This window comes from Pararhizobium sp. LjRoot255 (assembly GCF_964252905.1).
In the GTDB taxonomy this organism is placed as follows: domain Bacteria; phylum Pseudomonadota; class Alphaproteobacteria; order Rhizobiales; family Rhizobiaceae; genus Pararhizobium.
Genome location: NZ_CAXUPQ020000001.1, coordinates 3,701,192 through 3,718,618 on the forward strand (window position 1 = coordinate 3,701,192; position 17,427 = coordinate 3,718,618).

Below are 17,427 nucleotides of genomic sequence, written 5' to 3' on the forward strand. Positions count from 1 at the left end.
TACGACCGCGCGGGGCGAAGTTCAGTCCGCAGTCACCTCCCAATTGTCATCCGGATTGAAGGTTCTGATGCCCGCCGCCATGGTCTCCGTCTTCTCACCGAGATCTGCTTGGTAAACCGTGCCGTTCGCGTTCACGGTGAACGTGTGAACGCCTGTCTCGCCATATCGGATCGGCGATGCGATCAGCGCGAACCCGGCAATCATGTTGCCGTTGATGACGTAGTCGAACTTACCGCCCGCGATGTTCGGTCCCTGGCTTTCGATGATCCGGTAGCGATAGCCGTAGTAGCCGTCCCCGGACTTCGCCTTGTTGAGCGCGGCATTGTCTTCGAGAGCGTTGCCAGCAGGGCTGTCGCCCTCGCCAAGGTCCGACGACCAGTAGAGCCCGTCGGTCTTGCCGTCGCTGCTGATCAGCTTGCGGGCGTATTCCAGCACGCCGTCCTCGTCGTGATCGGCAGCGGCATATTCCTTCTGGGCATCGACATACGCGCGCATCGTTTCGATGGTCTGCAGCTCGTTTTCACCGATACGGCGGTTGATGATCTCCGCGAACCCGGCGTAGGTGTCGAAAGCCCATTTGCCGTCGTCGCCCTTCACGATCGGGAATGGCAGCGGCCAGAGCTTGGCACCGATCTCGAGGATCTTCCGGCCTTCGACATCCTGCACCAAGACCTTCGACTTCGCGCCGTCGCGGATCTCCCGGTACGTATCCATCACGCCCTCGCCCGCCTTCGTCTTGGCGGCGTCGAGGCCAAGCAGGGTCGCCAACTTGTCGAAGTCGTCCGCGCCGAGCGCTGCCTTGAAAGCCGCGACGGCCTGCTCCGGCGTGTCGAACACGGGCGGATCGGTTGGCGAGGCGAAGGATGAGATCGCCGTGGCTTCCGATGGTTCGGCGGCCATCATGATTCCTGTGGACCCCAGCAGCATCGCTGCGAACACCGAACCCAGGAGTATCTTCCTGACTGAATGGATCATCCCTGTCTTCCTTGTTCCTGAGGTCAACGACGACGACCGCCGCCACGAGGGATCTGGCGATTGCCGCCGCCGCGGTTTCCACCACTCATGGCCTGCCTGCCGCGGTTGGACTGGATCTGCGTGCGTTTGCCGCTGTCCACATTCCCCAAAGCGGATGGCCTCCTTGCGCGGTTGTCCACCCGTGCTGCAGGCTTAGCTTTCGCGACCGGGCGTTTGGCATTCGGCCTCTGCTTGATGTTTCCGGCGGCCTTGTTCGGCCTGGCTTCCGGCCTGCGGTTCTGTGCCGTCTGCGCCGCTTTCCTCTCCGGCTTGTTCCGATCGATCCTGTCCGCATCGATCTTGCTCTGGCGAACATCGTTGACGCTGATGTTGCCCGGCTTGTTGCGGATGTTCGTCGCGCGGTCGTTGCCAATGACATTGTTCCGGCTGCCGTTCGCCTCGATGCTGTTGCGGAAGGAATTGCGGTCGATATTGTTGAACTGGTTTTGGTCGAACTTGATCTTACTTCGGTCGACGTTCTTCCAATCGACGTCGTTGATGTTCACCTTGCCATTGATGTTGTTGAAGCAGTTGTTACAGTCGATGTCGACATTGCCGTTCCAGCGCCCGCCTGCGACGCCCCAGCGGTTCCAGTCGACGGCGGCGGCCCATACAGCTCCGGTCACCACACCCGCGAAGAAGGTAGCGGTCGGGTAGTAGTAGTTAGGATACGGTTCGGGATAGTAGGCGATCGGCGCTGCGACGTAGCCCGGTTGATACAACATCTCCGTCGCGTACTGCGGAACGTAGATCTTCTCCGGGTTCGCCGCCACGATGACGACATTGTCGTTCTCCTGGCTGACCTTGATCTTGTCGTCGGTCTTGATGATGCCGTCAGCGACAGCCTTGTCGCGCAACTGCTGTATGGCGATCAGGACGTCCTTCTGCTGGTAGGACAGCGCTTCTCCGAGCGACTGCGTCCAGTCGAGGTCGTCGCTCATCATGGTGACGATCTGCGGATAGTTCAGAAGCGAGACGATGCTGCCATCCCAGGTCGACTTTGGTTTCAGCTCGGCGTTCTTCTTGAGTTGCCCGAGAAACCTCGCGGCCTCAACGACCTGCAGGGGATGGAGCGAGGCCGATGTGACCAGCGCAACGAGTTCGTCGGGGTAGAGAGCGATCCGCGCCACGAGAATTTCAAGTTCGTCCTCGGTCAGCGGAGCCGGGGTATCATCGTCAGGCGGAACGGACGCCGCGGCGGCCGTCTCCTGCGCGAACGCTGCCGGCAACCCGTAAGGTGACGGGGGAAGCCCGGAGAGCGACAGGCACAGGCCCGTTGCGATTAGCAGTCGACACCGTCCGGTCATCTCTTACTTCCTTGTCCTGGTCGAGTCGGTCCAAATTCCACATGCCTGTCGTATGTTTCCATGAGCGCTGCGTCGTCATATCCGCCGTCATGGGGCTCCTCTCCTCAAGTGCGCGCATCGTGAACCTAACGCGCAAAATGGCAAGTATGTTACTGTAACCTACATGGACGGAATGGTCCTCTCGGCATTGAAAACACGCGAAGAACAACCAGCCACTGTGCAGGCCTCCGGCACCCGGCAATGGCGTGGGCGGACCGTGCTTCCGCCTCGGACTGACGTTCCCGTCCGCGGTGTTATGGTCTCAATTCACGGAACGGGTCTTCAGGGTTTTGTCGCAGTAGTAGATCGTCATCGTGTCGATGACGGCGGCGATGATCGGGTTGTCACACAGTGGTCCCAGGATTTCGTCGACCATGCAGGCTGCACCTGTTCGGCTGCACTCGTCCTTCGAACAGTGTCTCTGATCCAGTTGTTCAAGGGCAGCAGCCGCTTCGTCGACGATGTCTAAATCCGCCATTCTCGAAGTCTCCCCATCAGGACGTCGTGATACCCTGGAATTCTCACATCCTTAGATTCTTAGGGGAAACGGGGAAATGGCGGATCCGTCCGCAGCGCCCGGCATGCAGCGGCGGCGACCATTCCAAGGTACGCTCCCTTTGGTCTTCTCGGTCAGACGTTCGCGGCAGCGATCGCCTCGTTGTGTTTCGCCAGAGCCTGCTGGGCCGCCGCCGCGACGTCTGCCCCTCTGTCGCCAGCGACCTGCACCGTCGGGAAGGCTGGCTTGATGTCGTTGTCGTGGAACGCCTTGTTGATCATCATCAGCGCGCGCCGCTTCAGCGTGAACTGCTCGCCGGGAACGGTCGTGAACTTCATCCGCAGGATCAGGCCTGAATCACCCATGCTGTCGATGCCCTGCATCTTCAAAGGCTCGATGGTGATTGGGGCCAGTTCCGGATCAACGAGCAGTTCCTGTCCGATCTTCTTGATGATCTTGCGCGCCTTGTCGACGTCGGTGTCGTAGCCGACCGTGACCGTGAGCTTTTCGACGACCCAGTCGCGGCTGAGGTTCTGGACCGCTCCAAGCTCGCTGAACGGAACGATGTAGATCGCGCCGCGGTGATGGCGGAGCTTTACCGATCTCAGGCTGAACGACTCGACGGTGCCCTTGTAGCTGCCGCTTGAGATGTATTCTCCGACGCGGAAGGCGTCGTCTAGCAGGTAGAACATGCCGCTGATGATGTCCTTGACGACGGTCTGCGCACCGAAGCCGATGGCGACGCCGACTACCCCTGCCCCCGCGATCAATGGCGCGATCTCGACGCCCATTGACGACAGCGCCATCATGATCGCGACGGCGACGAACAGGATCATCAGGACGTTCTTCAGGATCGGCAGGAGCGTCCTGATCCGGGCACGCCTGCGTTCGCGCTCACTGCCGACTTCGTGGGCTGATTCCGTCTCGCCAAGCTTCCGGTCGATGAGCACCTTCACGACATTCCAGATCAGGTCGATCACCAGCAGGATGATGCCCGCGCTTAGCGCTCCTCGCATCAGCCGCAAAGGTGCCGAGTCCTGCGCGGCGATGCCCGTTAGATTGATGTCGAGTACGTTGGCCAGCAGGATGATGGCACCGACGATCAGCGCCGCCCGTATCCCCCGTTCGACGATCACCGAGACAACACCGGGCTTGGTCGAAACCTCTTCGTCGGAGACGCTGCTCCTTAGAAGGTTCTCAACGGAAGCCCGCGTCAGGGCGATCGCGCCGGGAAGTGCCGCGGCAACCACGGCTATCCAGAACAGCTTCATGGCTCCGGCCACCCACAGAAGCCAAAGCGCGACGAAGTAGACAGTCCAGAGCCAGTTGCGGGCGCGGATGCCGATCCGGCTGAAACGACCCGTCGGCTCGGATACGTTTGGCACCACCGGACGGTTCCAGACAGCTTCGATGCCGATGATGAGGAGGACGATCCCGAGCGCGTATGCGGCGACCTGCCGGGAAGAGTCCGGAAAGCCGAGGGTGGTGAGGAGACGGACCGTCACCGAGCCGAATGCAAACCAGCCCACCGCGTAGCCGAGCCGCTTCGACCAGAAAGCTGCCGCCTGATCGGTGACCGGGACGACGCGGAACCGCTCCGCATTCGGGAAAGTACGGGAACCGGACGGCGCAAGCAGGAAGTCGAAAGCAACGCCCGCGAGGCGGAAGATCACCACCGCGAACAGGTAGCCGACAACGATCTCGCGGACCAGCGGAGGCCAGTCGAATAGGAGGAAGAAGCCGATGCTGCCGAGCGCGAAGGCCAGCACGTAACAGGTCGCCCAAAGCAGTCGGCCTGAGATCGCGACGAGCTTGTCGAGCACCGTCAGGAACTGCAACGAAGCGATCCAGGCGCGCCAGCCCCGGCTGATCCACCAGAAGCACCATTGGGCCACCAAACCCGCAGCGACGAAGGCAAGCACGAAGAAAATTGGACGAGCGCTCTGGCTGGCGTCCAACTCGCTCTGCAGCACGGCCGCCGCCTTGCTCGTTTCGGCTGGGAACGCACGCAAACCTTCGAGAAGTCTGGCGGCTTGCGCGCGGAACTTCGTGGCGAACCCGGCGTATGAGGTCGGTCCGTCCGATGTGACCGCCGGAGTGTCCACCGTCGTCGCCTTCGCTGGATTTGCACTCAGCAGCCAGGCGCGGACTTGCGGGTCCTCGACCAGCTCGAGGAAGCGCTGCACCTTCTCTGCCTGTACGGGATCAGGAGCCGCTGCCTGCGCGAAGGCCGACTGGGAAGACACATGGAGTCCAAGGGCAAGAACAAGCACGGCAAGCGCCAGGCGGATGAAGGCGGATATTTGATTTGATGCCAACATTTCCATTACTTCCTGCAATTCAGAGATGACGTGGTTCGGCATTCCGGCAGGGGTTTCGACCGGGTGACACTCTTCGGCCCCAGCGCGTCGAGGTGGCTTGAGAAGTTGTCGCGTGTATCTGCGTCGACCACGGCGACGGGAGCCGCGAGGATCAGTCCGGCCGCGTTTCCCGCCGCGGCGGCCGTGCCCGTGGCGGCGGCCAGTATCTTGTCTCCCAGCCCGACCCGGTTGTCCGTCAGCGTCTGGCCGTCAGAAATGCGCGCTCCGATGAGACGGACGATCTCCGGTGATTCCGCGAACTTGCCGTGGTTGAGCCTGTCGCCCGCCTTCACCTTGGTGAAATCGATCACCGTAATGTTGTTGTCCGCGAGTTCCTGCTTGTACGGAGCCGTTTCCGGGTCGATGGAGCCGAGGCGCGCGACGTCACCCCAGACACGCCGCGAGACAGCCAGCGCCTTGTCGTCGCGCGAGACGAACAGCGTGAACTGGGGATGCTGCTTGCCCATGTCGACGATCTGGGAGCGGAATACGTCCACGTCGACGTCCGGAGCCGCCAGCATCACGTTCTTGAACTTGGCGGGAAGCCCGCCGTTTCTGATTGCCATTTGCCGCAAAGCTTCGAGCGTCAGCCAGTTGCCCATCGAATGGGCGAGGATCGAGACTTCCTTCACCTCGCGGTCCTTCGCCAGATACTGGAACAGGTTCTCGAGCGCATTGCGCGTATAGTTGGTGCTCTCGCGGTCATAGCCGTAGGCCAGCAGGCTGCCTCGGGATGGCCATGTCACGAGGATCGGTGCGCTTTGGACACCGGAATCCCGGACGATCTGGGCGAATCGGTAGACGCTGTCCTCGAACTTCGTGTTGAAGCCATGGATGAACACGAGTGCGCTGCCGTCCGGTGTCTTTCTGACAGACGCGCTCAGCCAGGCCTTGGCGGCATCGAGGTCGATCATGTCGGCCTTCAGGGTCGCGAAATCGGTGGCCGGGTTTGGAGGAAGCTTCTTCGGCCAGGACACTTCGCCGATCTTGCGCGCGCTGTCCGGAGGCACCGAGACCGTGATGTCGGCGAAGTTCGGCGCAAGCGCGCGCTCGCCCGTGAACATCTGGCCAGGAACAGTAGATTGGCTCCTGGTAGTCGCGATCAGCATATCTACCTTGTGCGATTGCGGAGCCGTGTCGGCCACCGGTGTCATAACGTCCTTCGGATGCCCGCCGCATCCAGACACGATAGCGAGCATGCTGCAGACAAGCAGCCGCTGGAACCATGCCGGCAACGGACCATTGCCATCTGCGTTGCCCCAATGTTCGTCGTTCAAATGCTGTTCCCCTCTGCGATCCCGTGCATCCCGCTCGTTTCTTCATTCGAAGCGTTTGCAGCCATCGCAAGCGTGGACGCACTATGCGGGCGCGATCGACGATGGGGGAGTATGTTACTGTAACCTACACCCCCGCACGCACGTTTTTTATTGGCCTATTTCATCGGGACCCTATCGGTGGCTCGGCATGTCCAGCGTCCGGCAGGTTTCACTTGGTAGAAACCGTAGTCGTGCGGCGCGTTGCCGTGCTGCCGAGCTGTTTCTGTAGAGATGTTACCCGAACATACATGTATTTTCCCTCGGCATAGCTAATATAGTTATCATCATCACGCACAATCTCCGGGCGTTCGGGGTTCAAACAATGGAGTGCACATGACGATCACTGGCAAATGCAGATTCCTTGGACTGGCATTGGCACTCGCCACGGCCACCCCCGTTGTCGCCGCCGACGCGTCGGATGTCTACGGCGCTCCTCCGATTGACAGCGGCTGGAAGTACCAGGTGGCGCTCGACGGATGGTTCACGGCTCTGGATGGCAGTATAGGCGTGCGCGGTCTTCCCACGGCGGATGTGAACGTGTCCGCCCTCGATGCCCTCGAGCACCTCGAAGGCGCATTCGCGGGGTCTTTCCAGGCGACGGGCGATAGCTGGCTGCTCTATTCCGATTTCATGTGGGCGAAGATTTCGGCCGATGCGGATGTCGGTCCCTTTGGCGGCAACGTGGGCCTCGAGCAGGAGCAGATTCTGTTCACCGCCCTGGTCGGCTACGAGCTTCCCGTGAATGTCCAGAATATGCAGCTCTACGCCACAGGCGGCCTGCGCTATCAGCACTACAGCGTCGATCTCTCCATCGACCCGGTCTTCTTTCCGGGAACCGATCGAAGCGGGTCGCAGAGCTGGGTCGATCCGATCGTCGGCATGGCGTTGCACTACGACATCAATGACCGATGGTTCGTCGATGTGATGGCCGATGTGGGCGGCTTCGGCGTAGCCTCTGACTTCACCGCGCAGGGAACGGCAACGGTTGGCTACAACTGGACCGACACGATCTCATCGTCCTTCGGCTACCGGGCGCTCTATACCGACTACAGCGACGGCGGCTTCCGCTACGATGCCACGCAGCATGGCCTGTTCACCCGATTGTCGTTCCACTTCTAGGTTGGCGGCGGCCGCCGGAAACCCACTCCGCGGCCGCGCCTTCCTGTCAACAGTTGTAGACGCCGTTCGCACATCGTCTGGCTGTCCTGTGACTGATAGCGATCTCATCCTTCTCGCAGCGTCCGGACGTGCAGCGTGTGCGCGGTCAATGCAGCATCGAATGGTGATCCCGTCATGATCGCAGCGCGGACATTTACCGCCGAGCACATACCACTCCTCCAGCTCGCTTAGCCGAAGAGTTTCGTCTCGTCTCGATCCGGGTCCGGCCGCACCTGCATTTTTTGCGGCCGGGAGTGCTCCCGGAGCGGATCCCTTCCTATCTCTCGGCGCATAAGAACGCCCATTCATGTGAATCAAAACGAGCCCAGGGCGACGCCGGAGCGCGGCAACAAACGCGGGTGCTGACACTTGGAAATCAGACGACCGAGATATCGTCTCGAGGAGGCTACCGCCCTCCGCGGGCATGGCGAACCAAACCTCAATGCGATAGCCGTCCTCGGGCGGTCCGGCCCCTAAGGGCCAGAGGTGTGACGACGTCGTTCTTAGCACGATCTATCCCAAGGTCATGCTTCATGAGAACAACTAGAGAACACTCGCGGCCAAAGTCAAGGGTGTTTACCATCACCAGAATTTTGTCACCCAGTTAGAGACGGATCCTTGCTTGAGGGGTTCGGATGCGGCACGATGTATCCGAACACGGACTGGGTGACAGGCATATCGTCCCCACTCCGCCTACTTACGAGTAGATCAAGCGCAGTCGGGTGGTGCCTCACCCGCTCGCTTCAGGCCCCACGACAACCTTCAGTATGACTGGAATCTTGCGGGAGAAGCTTGTTGGTCAGTTTCGAACTTACCGAAACATAGCTTCAGTCAGAGCGTGTTTGCACAACCGATTCTACGTTGGCGGTAATCGAGTCGTTGGCGGTAAGTGTTGGGATTATTTTAGGGCTTTCTTGTAAGCCTTGCCCCGTAAGGCGTTCGATGGTCGGAGTGGAGAGATTCGAACTCCCGACCCTCTGGTCCCAAACCAGATGCGCTACCAGGCTGCGCTACACTCCGTGATCCATCGATGGCGCGGAGATACACGCTTACCCCTGCCCCTGCAATAGCTAAATTGCGCAATCCAACGCATGCGCGACTGCTGATTTAAGGCTTTGCACCGGATATGCGCTGGCTGTCGACGATGTCTCCGGGGGCAATGCCGAGACGGCTGACGGTGCCGGCATTCAATTCGAGAACGAAGGCAACTGCGACACGCGAGGCGATGATGGCTTCGGACAAAGGCACCGCGTTTTCACGCACCGTCTCGACCTTTCCGTCCCTGGCGATAAACAGCATATCGAGTGGAAGATAGGTATTCTTCATCCACATCATCACCTGGCGTGTCTCGCCGAAGTCGAACAGCATGCCGCGATCTCTTGGCATGTGACGGCGGTTCATCAGGCCCTGCGCGCGCTGATCGCCGTCAACTGCCAGTTCGACGGTAAACCGGTGAACCTTGCCGCGGGCGGTGATGATCTGCAGCGGCGCGGTGTCGAAGGTAACCTCTGCCGCAGAGGCACAAACCGGCACCAGCCATAAAAAAAGCGCCACGAGGGCGCTTCCGGCAAAAAGCGGGAAACGCGCCCGCATCAGTGCGCCCGACCGGCCGGCGCCGGGACGTCCGGATGGATTTCGGCTGCCATCAGACCCTTGTCGCCATCGCCGAAGCGAACCAGAACGGTTTGGCCGGGACGCAATTCAGTAAGCCCGAAGCGGCGAAGTGTTTCCATATGGATGAAGATATCTTCGGTGCCGTCGCCCCGCGTCAGGAAGCCGAAGCCCTTGGTGCGGTTAAACCACTTGACGAGCACCCGCTCCAGGCCGCTGGTCGGCGTCACCTGGACATGCGTCTTGACCGGCGGCAGTTGCGACGGATGGACCGCCGTCGACTGATCCATCGACAGGACGCGGAAAGCCTGGTAACCGCGGTCGCGCTTCTGGATCAAGGCAACGACGCGGGCGCCCTCGAGAACGGTCTGATAGCCGTCGCGGCGCAGGCAGGTGACATGAACAAGCACGTCCTGCATGCCGTTATCGGGCACGATGAAGCCGAATCCCTTGGCAACGTCGAACCATTTGATCACACCGGTGATTTCGATCAGATCAAGTGCGTCATTGCTGAAGTCTTCATCAGGCGTGACGCCCTTCGGTAAAATCCTGTCCGCCATTGCCCGCCAGCCCCTCGTTTACGCGTCACATTCATTACGGTTAACTGATTCTTGACGGTCAGAATAACATCGTCCCGCCGCGATTGCGCAAGCCCTCGGATGAAATTTGCCGTCGATCAAGAATACCTCTCGAGCCTTGCCTCAGGCTGGCTTGCGGCTAAATATACCTCATCTTCAGCAAAAGAGGGACATTACAATGCGTTATCTGCACACGATGGTTCGCGTCAAAGATCTGGACGCGGCACTTCACTTCTATCGCACGCTTTTCGGCCTTGTGGAAATTCGCCGCTACGAAAACGAGAAGGGCCGTTTCACCCTGGTTTTCCTCGCAGCACCCGGCGATCTCGACCACGCGAAGGCGCAATTGTCCCCCTGCCTCGAACTCACCTACAACTGGGATAGCGAAGACTATGCGGGCGGGCGCAACTTCGGTCACCTGGCCTATGAGGTCGATGATATCTACGCGATTTGCCGGCGTTTGATGGACAACGGCGTCACTATCAACCGCCCGCCGCGCGATGGGCATATGGCCTTCGTTCGTTCGCCGGACGGGATCTCGATCGAAATTCTCCAGAAGGGCGAAAACCTGCCGCCGCAGGAGCCATGGCTGTCGATGGGCAATACCGGCGCCTGGTAAGCCCCGCGCAATGAGACCAGGTGATAATCAGGCCCATGAAAATCACCTGGTTCATACCGGAACAGTTTAACCACCAGCTTGGTGGAAGCCTCCCACGGAACCGCGTGACAACCACCGCCTGCGTCAGCGCAGGTTTACAAACAACGGCGTGTTCACTACTGTGCGCGCGAACGTTAAGGGGACCAGGATGTGAGTCGCCCTCTTAAGGTCGATGCTCACTCTGTTTCCAGTTGAACCGGTCAAACCGCGAGAGCGGCGCGCATGTCCCGACAGGGATCGTGCCGACGGCATGCTGTTTGCGCCTTCAAATGATCGGCCATGGCGGCAACGAGATGTCGCCCGGCCCACATTGAGTGGGGATCCAACGTTGCGTCATGTTCTGCAAAAGACGGCGACGATTCGCGGTTTGGGCTACGCTCTTGCCCTGACGGTGTCTGTAATGGCCCTTTCGGGTTGCGTGTCGGCTGCAAAAGAAACGGCGGATGCGGCGTCAGTGGCGGAACAGACGGTGCCTGAAACCGCCTCGGCCGAGGCGGAACAAGTGGCGCCCGGCACCTATCAAGACCAACAGGTGGCTGCCGTTGGCGCCAGCACGCAGCAACAGGCCGGAAACCCGGTCGAGGCCAATGCGACGGTTCCGGCCAATGCGGACAGCCAGCCGGCGGCGCTAACGATGCAAAGCACCGGCGTCAAGGCGACCTCCAGCAGCATCTTTGCGGTCCAGGCACCGAATGCGGTCCCTGTCCAGTTGCAAAATGCCGATGCAGAAACAGGCAATGCCCCGCTTCCTGTAGGGCAACAGACCGGCGTCAACCCGACCACAAACAGCCTTTTCAACAGCGGCCTGCCGGCCGCAAATCCGGCTGCCCTGCCGCTTGAAGGTGCGAGCAATGCCGAGGGTGCGGTTCCGGCAGCGCAGGAGGCGGCAAGCGCCGAGCTTCACTCGGACGGCACCGCCCTTCCCGTAGCCGTACCGATTCCCTCGACGGGCAACACCATGCGTGACGGAGGCAGTACGCCTCAGCCAGCGGCGACACAATCCGCGTCTGCGGATCCGACGGCGCTTGCCATCGCCGCTGATCCCGTGTCTGGCAACGCAGGAAACGACGGAGACGAGCAAGACGCAACACAGAAGCCGCTGACGTTCGCGGCGCTGTTTGCAGCCAAGCGCAAGAACCGGAATCAGTTTAACGGCGATCGTTTTGCCAAGACGCCGGCTAAGAGGACGCTTGTCGCCGCCAATAGGCCGCAGCAGATCGCGGCGCTCGGTTTTACTGATTTGCCTGGCGTCCAGACGACGTCGATGTTTGCGACAGTGGACGATTCTCAGCCGGGTCATGACGACGAAAGCGCCGCGGTCGAAATGGCCGCCTTGCCCGGCTTAGCACGGCTTGCGCCGAACGGCCTCTGGCTGCAGACGGAGAAGGTGGAGACCGGCTGTTTTCGGCCGGAACTGTTGCAGGTCCTGAAGGTGGTCGAGACGCACTACGGCCGCAAGATCATGGTGACGTCGGGCTTGCGCGACGTGAAACACAACATACGGGCCGGTGGCCGGCGGTCTTCCCTTCACACGACCTGCCAAGCGGCCGACATACAGGTGCCCGGCGTCAGCAAATGGGATCTTGCCAATTATCTGCGCACTATTCCCGGTCGCGGCGGTGTCGGAACCTATTGCCACACAGAATCGGTTCATATCGATACCGGGGAGGCCCGCGACTGGAACTGGCGCTGCCGCCGAAGCAGGACATAGGGCCAAGCAACGGTATTTATTGCATAATTTCTATTTTCCCCAGAAACCATCGCGTATCAGGACTTTTTTACAGGAAAATGAAAATTGCCGCTTGCGGTATTCAAAACCCCTGACTATAAGACGCCCACACAACGGCTGCGCCCTTCGTCTATCGGTTAGGACACCAGATTTTCATTCTGGGAAGAGGGGTTCGACTCCCCTAGGGCGTACCATTGTGGACCTTCCCCTCGACGCCGAAATACGCGCCCTTCTGGCGAGAATACCCTGCCGGTGAGCGCTTCCGCACCACGTAAACCCTCTTTCTTTTACCGCTGTTTTTGCTGCGAAAAATCCTAAAAAATGCGATTTAGCACTTGCAGCATTCAAAGCGTCTGACTATAAGACGCCCACACCACTGATGCGCCCTTCGTCTATCGGTTAGGACACCAGATTTTCATTCTGGGAAGAGGGGTTCGACTCCCCTAGGGCGTACCATGGTTCTCTGATTTCCCGCGAAATTGATGCAAATGTTCCGCTCCGCGAGGATGCTCGGCTCAAAGCGCCTTTGCGGCGTCGATAACCCGCAACTGCACACGCCGCGTGCCCTGCCACAGGTCCGCTGAGATCGACGCTGCGACGTGGAGCGACGTGCCACGCCCCGAAAGCAGGAGATCGCCAAGAGGCGTTTCAAGCGCTCTGAAGGCTATGCCGTCGATACGGGAACCGTCCTGCCCCTCCAGCGTGATCTTCACATGGTTGGCGCCGACCTGCCGCGAATCGCGCAGACGGTGAGCCGGCAGGGCGAACACAGGTTGCGGATGGCCGGCACCGTACGGGCCTGCCTGCTCAAGCTGGTCGATCAGCGCCAGATTGGCGCCCGCCGCCCCCAATGCGCCGTCGATCTTCAGCGTCTCGGCCGAAACGAGGTCCTTGATGGCGTTCTCCGCTTTCTCGTCGAAGAAATGCCGCAGCTTGCCGAGATTGGCGCGCTCGATCGTCAGTCCTGCCGCCATCGCGTGGCCACCGCCTTTGGCCAGAAGACCGGCATCGACGGCCGCGCGGACGATACGTCCGATATCGAAACCGCTGATCGACCGACCCGAGCCAGTTCCCTTGCCGTTCGGATCGAAGGCGATGGCAAAGGCCGGACGGCGGAATTTTTCCTTCAGCCGCGCCGCCAGCAAGCCCACAATGCCCGGATGCCAGTTTTCACGCGCGGTGACGATGATGGAGGCGGAATCACCGTTGCCATATTCCGCCAGCGCCTCAGCCTCCGCCTCGGCCAGCATGGCAATCTCCATCGCCTGTCGCTCACGGTTCAATTCGTCGAGCCTTGCAGCGATCTGCTCGGCGACGTTTTCCTCGTCAAGCGTAAGCAGACGACTACCAAGTGCCGCGTCGCCGATACGCCCGCCGGCATTGATTCGAGGGCCGATCAGAAAGCCGAAATGATAGGGTGTTACGGGTCCGCCAAGCCCGGCCTTGCGAAAGAGGGCCGACAGACCGGGATTCTGCATATGGCGGGCGGCAACAAGCCCTTTGACGACATAGGCTCTGTTCAACCCCTTGAGAGGCACAACGTCGCAAACGGTCGCCAAGGCGACGAGGTCAAGCAGGGCAAGAAGATCAAAGGAAGCAACCCGGGCGTCTCCACTTTCACGCAATTGGCGCATGGCGTTGACGAGAACAAGGAACACCACGCCGGCAGCGCAGAGATGTCCCTGCCCTGAAAGATCGTCTTCCCGATTCGGATTGACCAGCGCCAGGCAGGGCGGCAATTGCGCCCCGACCTGGTGATGATCGATCACGACGACATCGATCCCGCGCGCCTCTGCTGCTACCAATGATTCGTGGCTGGTCGAACCACAGTCCACCGTAACGATCAGTTCGGCGCCATTGTCGATCAACTGGTTGATCGCAGCCGGATTGGGACCGTAACCCTCGAAAATGCGATCCGGAATGTAGATTTCGGCTGGAACGCCGAAATGACGCAGGAAACGGAACATCAAGGCGGATGATGCGGCTCCGTCGACGTCGTAATCGCCGAAGATTGCAACCTTCTCACGTTTCCTGATTGCAGCAACAATGCGGGCGGCAGCCTTGCTGCAATCCGTCAGAGTGTCCGGATCGGGCATCAGCGAGCGGATCGTCGGTTCGAGAAACGCGACGGCATCGTCCATCGTCACGCCGCGGCCAGCCAGCACGCGGGCAATAAGATCGGAAAAGCCGTGAACCTGGCTGATGGCGAGCGCGCGGTTCTGGCCGGCCTGATCGAGCCGCGACACCCAGCGCTGCCCGCTCACCGAACGCTCGACACCAAGAAAAGCCCGCTGGACCGGATCTACCAATTCGTTCATCGTTCATCCTTGATTTCGTGATCGTTCGTACCCGTGTTTTGATGCGTCCGCAAACCGGAAAACGACAGCGGCCCCATCCGGGTTAATTCCGGATGGGGCCGCAAAAAGTGCGTAAACAAGCGTATCAGGCGGCCTTCGGCCGCTCGATGCGGATCACTTGGGGATCGCCGACGAGATAGCCCTCGCTCTTGATCGACGCGACGGCCTTGCGCACCGATTGCTCGGTCGTCGCATGGGTAACGAGGATGATCGTTTGCGGCTCGCCGGTCTCGACCGGATGCTTCGAGTGTTGGACGATCGATTCGAGCGAGATGTGATTTTCCGCCATATGCGCCGCGATTTTCGCGAAGACACCGGTCCGGTCGACCACTTTCAACCGGATGAAATAGCCACCCTCATGGCTCTGGATTTGCGCGCGCTTGTATGTGAGCAGCGCCGTGACCGGACGGCCGAAGGCCGGCACGTGCTGGGCGCCCGGGCGGCTCTTGGCGATGTCGGCGATATCGCCAAGCACGGCAGACGCCGTCGCATTGCCGCCGGCGCCGGGTCCGACCATCAGCAGTTCGCCGAGAATGTCGGATTCAATCGCCACCGCGTTGGTGACGCCATCGACCTGGGCGATCACCGAATCGAGCGGCACCATGGTCGGATGGACACGTTGCTCGATGCCGCTTTCGGTGCGCTGCGCGACGCCGAGCAGCTTGATGCGGTAGCCGAGATCGGCGGCGGCATGGATATCGTCGATCGAGATATTGGTGATGCCTTCGAGATAGATGTCATTGGCCGCGATTGCGGTGCCGTAGGCAAGGCTCGTCAGGATGGCAAGTTTGTGTGCGGTGTCGTTGCCTTCGATGTCGAAAGACGGATCCGCTTCCGCATAGCCGAGGCGCTGCGCTTCCTTGAGGCAGGCCTCGAAGGAAAGCCCCTCTTTCTCCATCTTGGTAAGGATGTAGTTGCACGTACCGTTCATGATGCCATAGACACGGGAAATCGTGTTGCCGGTCAGCGATTCCCTCAGCGCCTTGATCACCGGAATACCACCGGCGACGGCGGCTTCGTAGTTCAGAAGCGCGCCATGCTCTTCGGCGAGACCAGCAAGCTCGATGCCATGTGCGGCAAGCAGCGCCTTGTTGGCAGTGACGACGTGAAGTCCACGGGAAAGCGCTGCCTTGACGGCGGAATGGGCCGGTTCGCCGGCACCACCCATCAGTTCGATGAAAACGTCGATATCGGCCGTCTCAGCCAGCGACAACGCATTGTCATACCAGCGCATGGCAGAAAGATCGACGCCGCGGTCACGGTTCCTGTCACGCGCCGTCACGGCAGTGATCTCGATGGCCCGGCCGCATGTCGTCGCCAACTGCTCATGGCGTTCCTGAAGAATACGCACGAGCGAGGCGCCAACGGTTCCCAGGCCCGCAATGCCGATTTTAAGGGCATCTGACATTCACGATTTCCTAACATGTCGAGTGTGCTCCGCCTCAAACGGCGGAGCGGATTTTTGAGGGGTCCGGGAAGTCCAGCGCCTCAGCGATGAGCATTCAGCGAGATGACGTTGTGCAGGGTGTCGTCTGCCGTCGAAAGAAATTTCTTCAGGCTGCGGGCCGCCTGGCGAATCCGGTGTTCGTTTTCGACAAGCGCGATGCGGATATAGTCATCCCCCTGCTCGCCGAAACCGATGCCCGGGGCCACGGCAATGTCGGCCTTTTCCACCAGCAGCTTGGAAAACTCCAGCGAACCGAGATGGCGGAACTTTTCGGGGATCTTTGCCCAGGCGAACATGGTGGCCGCCGGCGGCGGCACGTCCCATCCGGCCTTGCCGAAGCTTTCGACCAGAACATCACGGCGGCGCTTGTAGATATTGCGCACTTCGGCGATGTCCGAACCGTCGCCGTTCAGCGCATGGGTCGCGGCCACCTGGATCGGCGTGAACGCGCCATAATCGAGATAGGATTTGACCCGCGTCAGTGCGGCGATCAGGCGCTCATTGCCAACGGCAAAGCCCATGCGCCAACCGGGCATCGAAAATGTCTTCGACATCGAGGTGAATTCGACGGTGATATCCATCGCGCCCGGTATTTCAAGAACGGACGGCGGCGGCATGTCGTCGAAATAGATTTCCGAATAAGCGAGATCCGACAGGATGACGATGTCGTGCTTCTTCGCAAAGGCGACGACTTCCCTGTAGAAATCGAGCGTCGCCACATGCGCCGTCGGGTTCGACGGATAGTTGATGACCAGCGCGATCGGTTTCGGGATCGAATGTCGGATCGCCCGCTCGAGCGGCGGAAAGAACGTGTCGTCTGGCTCCACCGAGATCGAGCGGATCACGCCACCGGTCATCAGGAAGCCGAAGGCATGGATCGGATATGTCGGATTGGGGCAAAGCACGACGTCGCCTGGCGCGGTGATCGCCTGCGCCATGTTGGCGAACCCTTCCTTGGAGCCGAGCGTCGCGACGACCTGCGTATCCGGGTTCAACTTGACGCCAAAGCGGCGCGCGTAATAGGCGGCCTGTGCCCGGCGCAGACCGGGAATGCCCTTGGACGAGGAATAGCGATGCGTGCGCGGGTCCTGGACCACTTCGCACAGCTTATCGACCACGGATTTCGGCGTCGGCAGATCAGGATTGCCCATGCCAAGGTCGATGATGTCGGCTCCACCCGCTCGCGCGCTGGCTTTCAAACGGTTGACCTGTTCGAAAACGTAAGGCGGCAGACGCCGGACTTTGTGAAACTCTTCCATCTCTAACCTCGTCTTGCGCGGTCTCCGTTGCGGGGAATCATGCGTGCAAGGAGAAACGCGCGGTGCAATCGGCCCACGCGGCCACGAAACGCTTTGCG

The 17,427-nt window shown here is 60.4% G+C and carries 13 protein-coding genes and 3 tRNA genes; 5 read left to right on the forward strand and 11 right to left on the reverse strand.

Going from position 1 to position 17,427, the window contains the following annotated elements:
* Positions 1-21: 21 nt before the first annotated feature.
* From ACSQ2W_RS17745 to ACSQ2W_RS17765, 5 genes are all read right to left on the reverse strand, one after another.
* Complete coding sequence (locus tag ACSQ2W_RS17745; RefSeq protein WP_436087434.1) at positions 22-975, reverse strand: DUF2950 domain-containing protein; 954 nt, start codon at positions 973-975, stop codon at positions 22-24.
* A 23-nt stretch (positions 976-998) separates the two neighbouring features.
* On the reverse strand, positions 999-2,321 hold the full coding sequence (locus tag ACSQ2W_RS17750) for a DUF3300 domain-containing protein (RefSeq protein WP_436087435.1): 1,323 nt from the start codon (positions 2,319-2,321) through the stop codon (positions 999-1,001).
* A 301-nt stretch (positions 2,322-2,622) separates the two neighbouring features.
* Positions 2,623-2,838, reverse strand: coding sequence for a hypothetical protein (locus tag ACSQ2W_RS17755; protein ID WP_436087436.1), 216 nt, complete (start codon positions 2,836-2,838; stop codon positions 2,623-2,625).
* Positions 2,839-2,990: 152 nt separating this feature from the next.
* A complete protein-coding gene (locus ACSQ2W_RS17760) occupies positions 2,991-5,177 on the reverse strand; it encodes a mechanosensitive ion channel family protein (RefSeq protein WP_436087437.1) in 2,187 nt (728 codons plus the stop codon).
* A gap of 5 nt (positions 5,178-5,182) precedes the next feature.
* Complete coding sequence (locus tag ACSQ2W_RS17765; RefSeq protein WP_436087828.1) at positions 5,183-6,415, reverse strand: alpha/beta hydrolase; 1,233 nt, start codon at positions 6,413-6,415, stop codon at positions 5,183-5,185.
* Between the two features lie 450 nt (positions 6,416-6,865).
* Between ACSQ2W_RS17765 and ACSQ2W_RS17770 the strand changes: the two genes are divergently transcribed.
* Entirely contained in the window at positions 6,866-7,651 is a 786-nt protein-coding gene (locus ACSQ2W_RS17770) for a hypothetical protein (protein WP_436087438.1), read from the forward strand.
* Between the two features lie 982 nt (positions 7,652-8,633).
* Here the strand turns inward: ACSQ2W_RS17770 and ACSQ2W_RS17775 are convergent.
* The 3 genes from ACSQ2W_RS17775 to ACSQ2W_RS17785 all read right to left on the reverse strand — a co-directional run bounded on the left by ACSQ2W_RS17775 (position 8,634) and on the right by ACSQ2W_RS17785 (position 9,861).
* Positions 8,634-8,710: transfer RNA gene (locus tag ACSQ2W_RS17775), tRNA-Pro, on the reverse strand.
* Between the two features lie 87 nt (positions 8,711-8,797).
* Entirely contained in the window at positions 8,798-9,283 is a 486-nt protein-coding gene (locus tag ACSQ2W_RS17780) for a DUF192 domain-containing protein (protein ID WP_436087439.1), read from the reverse strand.
* Positions 9,283-9,861 (reverse strand): cold-shock protein, encoded by a 579-nt coding sequence (locus tag ACSQ2W_RS17785; protein WP_436087440.1) that lies wholly within the window; start codon positions 9,859-9,861, stop codon positions 9,283-9,285. Before ACSQ2W_RS17785 ends, ACSQ2W_RS17780 begins: the two co-directional genes overlap by 1 nt.
* A 196-nt stretch (positions 9,862-10,057) precedes the next feature.
* Here ACSQ2W_RS17785 and ACSQ2W_RS17790 point away from each other — a divergent pair, with 196 nt between their 5' ends.
* From ACSQ2W_RS17790 to ACSQ2W_RS17805, 4 genes are all read left to right on the forward strand, one after another.
* Positions 10,058-10,498: a VOC family protein gene (locus tag ACSQ2W_RS17790; protein WP_436087441.1), complete on the forward strand. Its 441-nt coding sequence runs from the start codon at positions 10,058-10,060 to the stop codon at positions 10,496-10,498.
* Between the two features lie 493 nt (positions 10,499-10,991).
* Positions 10,992-12,248: a D-Ala-D-Ala carboxypeptidase family metallohydrolase gene (locus ACSQ2W_RS17795; RefSeq protein ID WP_436087442.1), complete on the forward strand. Its 1,257-nt coding sequence runs from the start codon at positions 10,992-10,994 to the stop codon at positions 12,246-12,248.
* A gap of 137 nt (positions 12,249-12,385) precedes the next feature.
* A tRNA-Glu gene (locus ACSQ2W_RS17800) sits at positions 12,386-12,460 on the forward strand.
* A 187-nt stretch (positions 12,461-12,647) separates the two neighbouring features.
* Positions 12,648-12,722: transfer RNA gene (locus ACSQ2W_RS17805), tRNA-Glu, on the forward strand.
* Between the two features lie 59 nt (positions 12,723-12,781).
* Here the strand turns inward: ACSQ2W_RS17805 and recJ are convergent.
* The 3 genes from recJ to ACSQ2W_RS17820 form a co-directional block, all read right to left on the reverse strand.
* Positions 12,782-14,584 (reverse strand): single-stranded-DNA-specific exonuclease RecJ, encoded by a 1,803-nt coding sequence (gene recJ / locus ACSQ2W_RS17810; RefSeq protein WP_436087443.1) that lies wholly within the window; start codon positions 14,582-14,584, stop codon positions 12,782-12,784.
* 124 nt (positions 14,585-14,708) lie between these two features.
* Entirely contained in the window at positions 14,709-16,031 is a 1,323-nt protein-coding gene (locus ACSQ2W_RS17815; RefSeq protein WP_436087444.1) for a homoserine dehydrogenase, read from the reverse strand.
* Between the two features lie 80 nt (positions 16,032-16,111).
* A complete protein-coding gene (locus ACSQ2W_RS17820; protein ID WP_436087445.1) occupies positions 16,112-17,329 on the reverse strand; it encodes an LL-diaminopimelate aminotransferase in 1,218 nt (405 codons plus the stop codon).
* Positions 17,330-17,427: the final 98 nt, after the last annotated feature.